The sequence below is a fragment of the Streptomyces sp. NPDC059679 genome (assembly GCF_042734105.1).
Classification (GTDB): Bacteria; Actinomycetota; Actinomycetes; order Streptomycetales; family Streptomycetaceae; genus Streptomyces.
Genome location: NZ_JBHWES010000002.1, coordinates 358,275 through 367,516 on the forward strand (window position 1 = coordinate 358,275; position 9,242 = coordinate 367,516).

General features: G+C 71.6%; 7 protein-coding genes. 4 read left to right on the top strand and 3 right to left on the bottom strand.

Annotated elements, in window-relative coordinates:
• Positions 1-6: 6 nt before the first annotated feature.
• From ACFV2X_RS04135 to ACFV2X_RS04145, 3 genes are all read right to left on the bottom strand, one after another.
• On the bottom strand, positions 7-936 hold the full coding sequence (locus ACFV2X_RS04135; RefSeq protein WP_385611125.1) for an acyl-CoA thioesterase: 930 nt from the start codon (positions 934-936) through the stop codon (positions 7-9).
• 46 nt (positions 937-982) lie between these two features.
• Positions 983-2,140, bottom strand: coding sequence for an acyl-CoA dehydrogenase family protein (locus tag ACFV2X_RS04140; protein WP_385611128.1), 1,158 nt, complete (start codon positions 2,138-2,140; stop codon positions 983-985).
• A gap of 65 nt (positions 2,141-2,205) precedes the next feature.
• Positions 2,206-2,817: a TetR/AcrR family transcriptional regulator gene (locus tag ACFV2X_RS04145; RefSeq protein WP_385611130.1), complete on the bottom strand. Its 612-nt coding sequence runs from the start codon at positions 2,815-2,817 to the stop codon at positions 2,206-2,208.
• Between the two features lie 109 nt (positions 2,818-2,926).
• Here ACFV2X_RS04145 and ACFV2X_RS04150 point away from each other — a divergent pair, with 109 nt between their 5' ends.
• The 4 genes from ACFV2X_RS04150 (at position 2,927) to ACFV2X_RS04165 (ending at position 9,149) form a co-directional block, all read left to right on the top strand.
• Complete coding sequence (locus tag ACFV2X_RS04150) at positions 2,927-4,579, top strand: carboxyl transferase domain-containing protein (RefSeq protein ID WP_385611133.1); 1,653 nt, start codon at positions 2,927-2,929, stop codon at positions 4,577-4,579.
• A gap of 48 nt (positions 4,580-4,627) precedes the next feature.
• Positions 4,628-6,724 (top strand): biotin carboxylase N-terminal domain-containing protein, encoded by a 2,097-nt coding sequence (locus ACFV2X_RS04155; RefSeq protein ID WP_385611135.1) that lies wholly within the window; start codon positions 4,628-4,630, stop codon positions 6,722-6,724.
• A gap of 310 nt (positions 6,725-7,034) precedes the next feature.
• A complete protein-coding gene (locus tag ACFV2X_RS04160; protein WP_385611486.1) occupies positions 7,035-7,979 on the top strand; it encodes a hydroxymethylglutaryl-CoA lyase in 945 nt (314 codons plus the stop codon).
• A 3-nt stretch (positions 7,980-7,982) separates the two neighbouring features.
• Complete coding sequence (locus ACFV2X_RS04165) at positions 7,983-9,149, top strand: acyl-CoA dehydrogenase family protein (RefSeq protein ID WP_385611137.1); 1,167 nt, start codon at positions 7,983-7,985, stop codon at positions 9,147-9,149.
• Positions 9,150-9,242 lie beyond the last annotated feature (93 nt).

Here is a 9,242-nt window from a genome sequence, read left to right on the forward strand (position 1 = left end):
CGAGCCCTAAAGAGGAGGGCGGGGCACGCGCATCATGCCTTCCTGGATCACGGAGACCGCCAACTGCCCGTCGGCGGTGAAGATACGGCCCTTGGCCAGCCCCCGGCCGCCGGACGCGGAGGGGCTCTCCTGGTCGTACAGCAGCCACTCGTCCGCGCGGAACGGGCGGTGGAACCACATGGCGTGATCCAGGCTGGCGCCGACGATGTCGCCGACCGCCCAGCCGCCGCGCCCATGGGCCAGGAGCACCGAGTCCAGCAGCGTCATATCGGAGACGTAGGTGGCCAGGCAGAGGTGGGTCAGGGGGGCGTCGGCGGCGCCGTCCAGTTTGCCGTTCGTCCGGAACCAAACCTGCGACTTCGGCTCACGCGGCTCCCCGACGCTCGCGTACGGCGGCGCGTCCACGTACCGCAGATCGATCGCGGCCCGCGCCTCCAGCATCCGCTCGATCACGCTCGGGCCGCTGAAGAGGTGGGCGTACCGGGGCAGCAGCTCCTCGCCCGTCGGCAGGGAGAGCGGGTCGGGCACGTCGGGCATCGGCTCCTGGTGCTCAAGCCCCTCCTCGTGGCGCTGGAAGGACGCCGAGAGGTGGAAGATCGGCTGGCCGTGCTGGACCGCCACGACCCGGCGGGTGGTGAAGGAGAAGCCGTCGCGGATGCGGTCGACGGTGTAGACGATGGGCGCGTCCGGGTCGCCGGGGCGCAGGAAGTACGAGTGCAGCGAGTGCGCCGGGCGGTCGGCCGGGACGGTGCGGCCGGCCGCGACCAGGGCCTGGGCGGCGACCTGGCCGCCGAAGACGCGCGGCACCAGGGGTGCCGCGCTGCTGGTGCCGCGGAAGATGTCCAGGTCGATCTGCTCCAGGTCGAGCAGATCGAGCAGATTCTGTAGCGCGCCTTGTGGTACGTCCTGCGGTGCGCCTTGTGGTGCTTCGTTCATGGTTTGAAGAGTTTTGCAGACCAAGATTGCGCGGGTCTTACGGATCTCACAGGCCCATCGACTTCGCGACGATGGACCGCATGACCTCGCTGGTGCCGCCGTAGATGCGGGTGACGCGGGTGTCCGCGTACAGACGGGCGATGGGGTACTCCATCATGTAGCCGTAACCGCCGTGCAGCTGCAGGCACTTGTCGATCACGACGGCCGCGCGCTCGGTGGTGAAGAGCTTCGCGGAGGCCGCGTCGGCCGCGGTGAGCTCGCCCGCGTCGTGGGCCTCCAGGGCCCGGTCGACGACCGCCTGCATCGCGTCCACCTCGGACTTGCAGTCGGCGAGCGCGAACTTGGTGTTCTGGAAGGACGCCACCGTCTTGCCGAAGATCGTACGGTCCGCCACATACGCCTTGGCGAACTCGACGGCCGCCGCGGCCTGCGCGTATGCGCTGACGGCGATGCCCAGGCGCTCCTGCGGGAGGTTGTGGGTGAGGTATTCGAAGGCCCGGCCCTCCTCGCCCAGCAGGTCCGCCACCGGCACCTTGACGTCGGTGAAGGACAGCTCGGCGGTGTCGGAGGTCTTCAGGCCCAGCTTCTCCAGTTTGCGGCCGACCGCGTAGCCCTCGCTCTGGGTGTCGACGACGAGGATGGATATGCCGCCGCGGCGGTCCTCGGGGGTGGCGGGGGCGGTGCGGGCGCAGACCAGGACGCGGTCGGCGAGGACGCCGCCGGTGATGAAGGTCTTGGCACCGTTGAGGACGTAGTGCGTGCCGTCCTCGGACAGCTTGGCGGTGGTCTTCATACCGGCCAGGTCGGAGCCGGTGCCCGGCTCGGTCATGGCGATGGCGGTCATCAGGTCGCCGGCGATGAACGGGGGCAGCCAGCGCCGCTTCTGCTCCTCGGTGGCGTACTTGAGGAGGTACGGCAGGCACAGCGCGGTGTGCACGCTGCTGCCGCCGAAGCTGACCCCGGCCCGGGCGGTCTCCTCGGTGATGATCGCGTTGAACTTGAAGCTGGTCTCGCCCGCGCCGCCGTACTCCTCGGGCACCTCGATGCCGAAGATGCCCAGCTCGCCGAGTTTCTTGTAGAACTCGCGCGGGGCCTGACCGGCCTCCCGCCACTCCTCGTAGTACGGCACGACCTCGGCGGCGATGAAGTCGCGGATGGTCTCCCGGAACGCCTCGTGGTCCTCGTTGAACACCGTACGACGCATCTGCGGCGACCTCCTCGGTCCGGCTGGCTAAGCGCTTGCTCAGCGAAAGCTACCGGCCGGTCGGCTCACTGTCCAGACCCGTCCGCCGCGGCACGGAAGGCGCCGAGCGCCAGGCGGTGCAGCAGTTCGGCGGTGGCCGCGCGGCCCGGGAGGGCGCCGGGGCGGCTGAGGTGCGGGGTGGAGTTGAGCAGCCCGAAGACGGCGTGGACACACGCCCGCGCCTCGGTCTCGGCGAGCCGGGGGTGGACCTCGCGCAGCACCTGGACCCACAGCTCGACGTACTGCCGCTGGAGCGAGCGCACCAGCTTGCGGTCGGTGTCCCGGAGCCGGTCCAGTTCGCGGTCGTGGAGGATGATCAGCGGACGGTCGTCGAGGGCGAAGTCGATATGGCCCCTCACCAGCGAGTCCAGCACGGCGCCCGGGTCCCGCTCCTGTCCCGCGGCCTCGGCGGCGCGCTGCTTGCCGCCCGTCAGGAGCCGGCCGCTGATGCCGACCAGCAGCTCCGCCAGCATGGCCTCCTTGCCCGGGAAATGGCGGTAGAGGCCCGGTCCGCTGATGCCGACCGCCGCGCCTATCTCGTCGACGCCGACGCCGTGGAAGCCGCGCTCGGCGAACAGGCGCGCCGCCTCCTTCAGGATCTGCTCGCGGCGGGTGGGGGCAGAGGCTTGCGTGCTCATGGACTTGATTCTAGACAGCGGCGTTAGTGGTCGTTAACCTGGTGGGGATGGGTTAACGCTCATTAACCACGCTTGAGCGCAGGACCGCGAGGCAAGGGGGCCCGTAGTCATGGAGCAGGCACCGGTGCTGGGCAGCGCCGCCGATCCGGCGTCCGACGCCTGGGCGGCCAATGAGGCCGCGCACCGCGAGCTGGCCGCGCGGCTGCGCGAGAAGCTGGCCGCGGCGCGGCTGGGCGGCGGCGAGAAGGCGCGGGCGCGGCACACCGCGCGCGGCAAGCTGCTGCCCCGCGACCGGGTCGACACCCTGCTGGACGCGGGCTCGCCGTTCCTGGAGCTGGCCCCGCTCGCGGCCGACGGGATGTACGGGGGGCAGGCCCCGGCGGCGGGCGTGATCGCGGGGATCGGGCGGGTGGCGGGCCGCGAGGTGATGGTGATCGCCAATGACGCCACGGTCAAGGGCGGCACGTACTACCCGATGACGGTCAAGAAGCATCTGCGCGCCCAGGACGTCGCCTTGGAGAACGGGCTGCCGTGCGTGTATCTGGTCGACTCCGGAGGCGCCTTCCTGCCCATGCAGGACGAGGTCTTCCCCGACCGGGACCACTTCGGGCGGATCTTCTACAACCAGGCGCGGATGTCGGGCGCCGGGATCCCGCAGATCGCGGCCGTGCTCGGGTCCTGCACGGCGGGCGGGGCGTATGTCCCGGCGATGAGCGACGAGGCCGTCATCGTGCGCGGCCAGGGCACGATCTTCCTGGGCGGGCCGCCGCTGGTGAAGGCGGCGACGGGAGAGGTGGTCACGGCCGAGGAGCTGGGCGGCGGCGAGGTCCATTCCAAGGTCTCCGGCGTCACCGACCATCTCGCCGAGAGCGACGCCCACGCCCTGCGCATCGTCCGCACGATCGTCTCGACGCTCCCGGCGCCGCGCTCGCGGCGCGGGGAGCTGCCCTGGCCGGTGGAGCCCTCCGAGGAGCCCGCGGTCGACCCAGCGGGGCTCTACGGGGCCGTGCCGGTCGACTCGCGCACGCCGTACGACGTGCGCGAGGTGATCGCGCGGCTCGTGGACGGCTCGCGGTTCGCCGAGTTCAAGGCCGAGTTCGGCACGACGCTGGTGACGGGGTTCGCGCACATCATGGGCCACCCGGTGGGCATCGTCGCCAACAACGGCATCCTGTTCTCCGAATCGGCCCAGAAGGGCGCCCATTTCATCGAGCTGTGCGACCAGCGCGGCATCCCTCTGGTGTTCCTGCAGAACATCTCGGGGTTCATGGTCGGCCGCAGCTATGAGGCGGGCGGCATCGCCAAGCACGGCGCCAAGATGGTCACCGCCGTGGCCTGCACGCGCGTGCCCAAGCTCACGGTCGTCATCGGCGGCTCGTACGGCGCGGGCAACTACTCGATGTGCGGGCGCGCCTATTCGCCGCGCTTCCTGTGGATGTGGCCCAACGCGAAGATCTCGGTGATGGGCGGCGAGCAGGCGGCCTCCGTGCTCGCGACCGTCAAGCGCGACCAGCTGGAGGCGCGCGGCGAGGAGTGGCCGGCGGACGAGGAGGAGGCGTTCCGGGCGCCGATCCGCGAGCGGTACGAGACCCAGGGAAACGCCTATTACGCGACGGCGCGGCTGTGGGACGACGGTGTGATCGACCCCCTGGAGACCCGCGCGGTGCTGGGCCTGGCCCTCACCGCCTGTGCGAACGCGCCGCTTCCCGGCAAGCCCGGCCAGGATCCCGTGACGCCCGGCTTCGGCGTCTTCCGGATGTGAGGGACCGTGGAGCTGAAGAGTGAGAGCCCGATGAGTCCGATGAGCCCGATGTTCGAGACAGTCCTGGTGGCCAACCGCGGGGAGATCGCCGTCCGGGTGATCCGCTCGCTGCGGCGGCTCGGTGTGCGCTCGGTCGCCGTGTTCAGCGACGCCGACGCGGACGCGCTGCATGTGCGCGAGGCGGATACGGCGGTCCGGCTGGGCCCGGCCAGCCCCGCCGAGAGCTATCTGTCGGTCAAGCGGCTGCTGGACGCGGCCGACCGGGCCGGTGCCCAGGCCGTGCACCCCGGCTATGGCTTCCTCGCGGAGAACGCGGCGTTCGCGCGCGCCTGCACCGGCGCCGGGCTCACCTTCATCGGCCCGCCCGCCGCGGCGATCGAGCTGATGGGCGACAAGATCCGCGCCAAGGAGAGCGTGCGGGCGGCGGGCGTGCCCGTGGTGCCCGGCTCCACCGGCAGCGCCCTGACCGACGCCGAGCTCGCGGCGGCCGCCCGGGAGATCGGCATGCCGGTGCTGCTCAAGCCCTCGGCGGGCGGCGGCGGCAAGGGCATGCGGCTGGTGCGGGACGAGGCGCGGCTCGCGGACGAGATCGCGGCGGCGCGGCGCGAGGCCCGCGGCGCGTTCGGGGATGACACGCTGCTGGTCGAGCGCTGGATCGACGGCCCCCGGCATATCGAGATCCAGGTGCTGGCCGACGGCTACGGCCATGTCATCCATCTCGGTGAGCGCGAGTGCTCGTTGCAGCGCCGCCATCAGAAGATCATCGAGGAGGCACCAAGCCCCCTGCTCGACCCCGACACCCGGGCGCTCATGGGCGAGGCCGCGGTGCAGGCGGCGCGCTCCTGCGGCTATGTGGGCGCGGGCACGGTGGAGTTCATCGTCCCGGGCGCCGACCCGGCGGCGTACTGCTTCATGGAGATGAACACCCGCCTCCAGGTCGAGCATCCGGTGACCGAGCTCATCACGGGTCTTGACCTGGTGGAATGGCAGCTGAGGATCGCGGCCGGCGAGCGGCTGCCCCTCGCCCAGGACGACATCTCGCTGACCGGACACGCCGTCGAGGCCCGTATCTGCGCGGAGACCGCCCGGGTCAGCGGCGGCAGGGTCGACTTCCTCCCCTCGGCGGGCACGGTGCTCGCGTTGTCCGAGCCGGACGGGGAGGGGGTGCGGGTCGACTCCGGGCTGGCCGTCGGCACCGAGGTCGGCACGGTGTACGACCCGATGCTCGCCAAGGTCGTCGCCCACGGCCCCGACCGCCCCACCGCCCTGCGCCGGCTGCGCGCCGCGCTGGCCCGCACCACCACCCTGGGCCTGGACACCAACACCGGCTTTCTACGCCGCCTCGCCGCCCACCCGGCCGTGGCCTCCGGCGCTCTGGACACCGGCCTCGTCGACCGCGAGGCCCCCGGCCTGGTGCCCGCCGCCGTCCCGGACGAGGTGTACGCGGCGGCGGCGCTGCTGCGCCAGGCGGCGCTGGAGCCGGGCGGGCCCTCCACCGTGGACGGTTCGGGCTGGGTCGACCCGTTCTCCGTCCCGACCGGCTGGCGGCTGGGCGGTCAGCCCGCCTGGACCGTCCATGCCCTGCGGGTGCCCGGACACGCCCCGGTGACCGTCCGGGTGCGCGGCCGGGCCCATGACGCGGAGGTGTGGGTGACGGGCCCGGACACTCCCGAGGCACCCAAGGCTTCCGAGACGCCCGCCGCCGAGGCGACGGTCCGCGCGCGGCTCACCCTTCCCAAGGGCGGCGACACCGTGTCCCGGGCCGTACTGGACTGGGGCGGCGTGACCCACACCTTCGCGCACGCCGCGCAGGGCGCAGGCCACTGGCTGGGCCGGGACGGCGACGCCTGGCACGTGGTCGACCACGACCCGGTGGAGGCCGCGCTGCGCGGCGGGGCGGCCGGCGCCCACGCCGGGGAGCTGACCGCGCCCATGCCCGGCACGGTCACGGTGGTCAAGGCGGCCGTCGGCGACGAGGTCACCGCCGGGCAGGGCCTGCTGGTGGTCGAGGCCATGAAGATGGAGCACGTCATCTCCGCTCCGCACGACGGCACCGTCACCGAGCTCGATGTGACCGCCGGCAGCACGGTCGCCATGGACCAGCTGCTGGCGGTCGTCACCCCGGAGACCGAGGAGCGTGATTGAACCCTCCCCCAGCCAAAGCAGAGAGATTCCTGGCTCAGGAAGCCCCGCAGACCAGCGGCCTGAAGGGTCTTACTCTCTCAACACCAGCCGGGACGGAACCTGCCCGGTTTGTTGAGCAAAGCTCGACTGCGCCGTCTTGGCTCTCGATCGGCACGGTGTGCGCGCTTGGCTCTCGCAACGCACGACACACACCTTACCCGACCATGTGGACGGTCTTTTGCCCCGTCAGCGAAACCCGTTCTTGCCCTACTCCGCAGGGGTTCGATTCCCCCAGGCCAAAGCCTGGGGCATCCTCGAAGGAGACTTGATGATGGCCCTCCCCGACACCCTGCCCATGACCTTCCCGGCCCCCGGGCTGCCCGCCCGGGTCCGCATCCATGAAGTGGGCCCCCGGGACGGGCTGCAGAACGAGAAGACGCTGGTCCCGGTGGCGGTGAAGGCGGAGTTCATCCGCCGGCTCGTCGAGGCGGGGCTGACCACCGTCGAGGCGACGAGCTTCGTCCACCCCAAGTGGGTGCCCCAGCTGGCCGACGCCGAGGAGCTGATGCCGCTGCTGGAGGGCACCGAGGCCCGGCTGCCCGTGCTGGTTCCGAACAAGCGCGGCCTGGAGCGCGCGCTGGCGCTCGGCGCGCGCGACGTGGCCGTGTTCGCCAGCGTCACCGAGTCCTTCGCCCGCGCCAATCTCAACCGCTCGGTGGACGAGGTGCTGGAGATGTTCGAGCCCGTCGTCGCCGAGGCCCGCACCGCGGGCGCCGGGGTGCGCGGCTATCTGTCGATGTGCTTCGGCGACCCGTGGGAGGGCGCGGTCCCCGTCTCCCAGACGGTCTCGGTCGCCCGCCACCTCCTCGACATGGGGTGCGAGGAGCTGAGCCTGGGCGACACCATCGGCGTGGCCACCCCCGGCCATGTGCTGGAGCTGCTGTCCGCCCTGAGCGAGGCGGGCATCCCGGCGCAGAAACTGGCGGTCCACTTCCACGACACCTACGGCCAGGCGCTGGCCAACACCCTCACGGCGCTGCAGTACGGCGTCACCTGCGTCGACGCCTCCGCCGGCGGCCTCGGCGGCTGCCCGTACGCGAAGAGCGCGACGGGCAACCTCGCCACCGAGGACCTGGTGTGGATGCTCGACGGCCTCGGCATCGAGACCGGGGTCGATCTGGGCCGGCTCGCCGCGACCAGCGCCTGGATGGCCCGGCACCTGGGCCGCCCGAGCCCCTCCCGTACCGTTCGTGCGCTCTCCCCGAAGGAGATCTGAGCCATGTCGACCGACCACCGCCTCTCTCCCGAGCACGAGGAACTGCGCCGTACCGTCGAGGCGTTCGCGCACGACGTGGTCGCCCCGAAGATCGGGGAGTTCTGGGAGCAGCACGAGTTCCCGTACGAGATCATCCGCGAGATGGGCCGGATGGGTCTGTTCGGGCTGCCCTTCCCCGAGGAGTACGGAGGCATGGGCGGCGACTACTTCGCGCTCTGTCTGGCCATCGAGGAGCTGGCCCGGGTGGACTCCTCCGTGGCCGTCACCCTGGAGGCGGGCGTCTCGCTGGGTGCGATGCCGATCTTCCGTTACGGCACGGAGGAGCAGAAGCGCCGCTGGCTGCCCGGACTGTGCTCGGGCGAGTCCCTGGGCGCGTTCGGCCTGACGGAGCCCGGCGGCGGCTCGGACGCGGGGGCCACGCGTACCACCGCCCGGCTGGACGAGTCCACGGGCGAGTGGGTGATCAACGGCACCAAGTGCTTCATCACCAACTCCGGCACGGATATCACCGCGCTGATCACGGTCACCGCGGTCACCGGCCGCAAGCCCGACGGCAGCCCCGAGATCTCCACGATCATCGTGCCCTCGGGCACCCCCGGCCTCACCGTCGCCGCCCCCTACTCCAAGGTCGGGTGGAACGCGTCGGACACCCGCGAGCTGTCCTTCTCCGACTGCCGGGTCCCGGCGGACCATCTGCTCGGCGAGAACGGCCGCGGCTACGCCCAGTTCCTGCGGATCCTCGACGAGGGCCGGATCGCGATCTCCGCGATGGCCACCGGCCTGGCCCAGGGCTGTGTGGACGAGTCGGTGGCGTATGCGAAGACCCGTGAGGCGTTCGGCCGCCCCATCGGCGCCAACCAGGCCATCCAGTTCAAGATCGCGGACATGGAGATGCGGGCGCATATGGCCCGGGTGGCCTGGCGGGACGCGGCGTCGCGGCTGGTGCGCGGCGAGCCGTTCAAGAAGGAGGCGTCGATCGCCAAGCTCTACTCCTCCGAGGTCGCGGTGACCAACGCCCGGGAGGCCACCCAGGTGCACGGCGGATACGGCTTTATGAACGAGTATCCGGTGGCCCGGATGTGGCGGGACTCCAAGATCCTGGAGATCGGCGAGGGCACCAGCGAGGTCCAGCGGATGCTGATCGCCCGCGATTTGGGTCTCGCGGGCTGACCGGTCAGCCCGCGAGGCCCGGGGCGCCCCCGCGGGCGGTCCTGGGTGGTATAGAAATAAGACGCGGGCGTCGGGTTTGGGGGGGTGGGTGTC

What these genes read in the sequence shown, in the direction of transcription:
- ACFV2X_RS04140 (WP_385611128.1), bottom strand. Translation starts at nt 2,140, where the DNA reads ATGCGTCGTACGGTGTTCAACGAGGACCACGAGGCGTTCCGGGAGACC.
- ACFV2X_RS04135 (WP_385611125.1), bottom strand. Translation starts at nt 936, where the DNA reads ATGAACGAAGCACCACAAGGCGCACCGCAGGACGTACCACAAGGCGCG.
- ACFV2X_RS04165 (WP_385611137.1), top strand. Translation starts at nt 7,983, where the DNA reads ATGTCGACCGACCACCGCCTCTCTCCCGAGCACGAGGAACTGCGCCGT.
- ACFV2X_RS04145 (WP_385611130.1), bottom strand. Translation starts at nt 2,817, where the DNA reads ATGAGCACGCAAGCCTCTGCCCCCACCCGCCGCGAGCAGATCCTGAAG.
- ACFV2X_RS04150 (WP_385611133.1), top strand. Translation starts at nt 2,927, where the DNA reads ATGGAGCAGGCACCGGTGCTGGGCAGCGCCGCCGATCCGGCGTCCGAC.
- ACFV2X_RS04155 (WP_385611135.1), top strand. Translation starts at nt 4,628, where the DNA reads ATGTTCGAGACAGTCCTGGTGGCCAACCGCGGGGAGATCGCCGTCCGG.
- ACFV2X_RS04160 (WP_385611486.1), top strand. Translation starts at nt 7,035, where the DNA reads ATGGCCCTCCCCGACACCCTGCCCATGACCTTCCCGGCCCCCGGGCTG.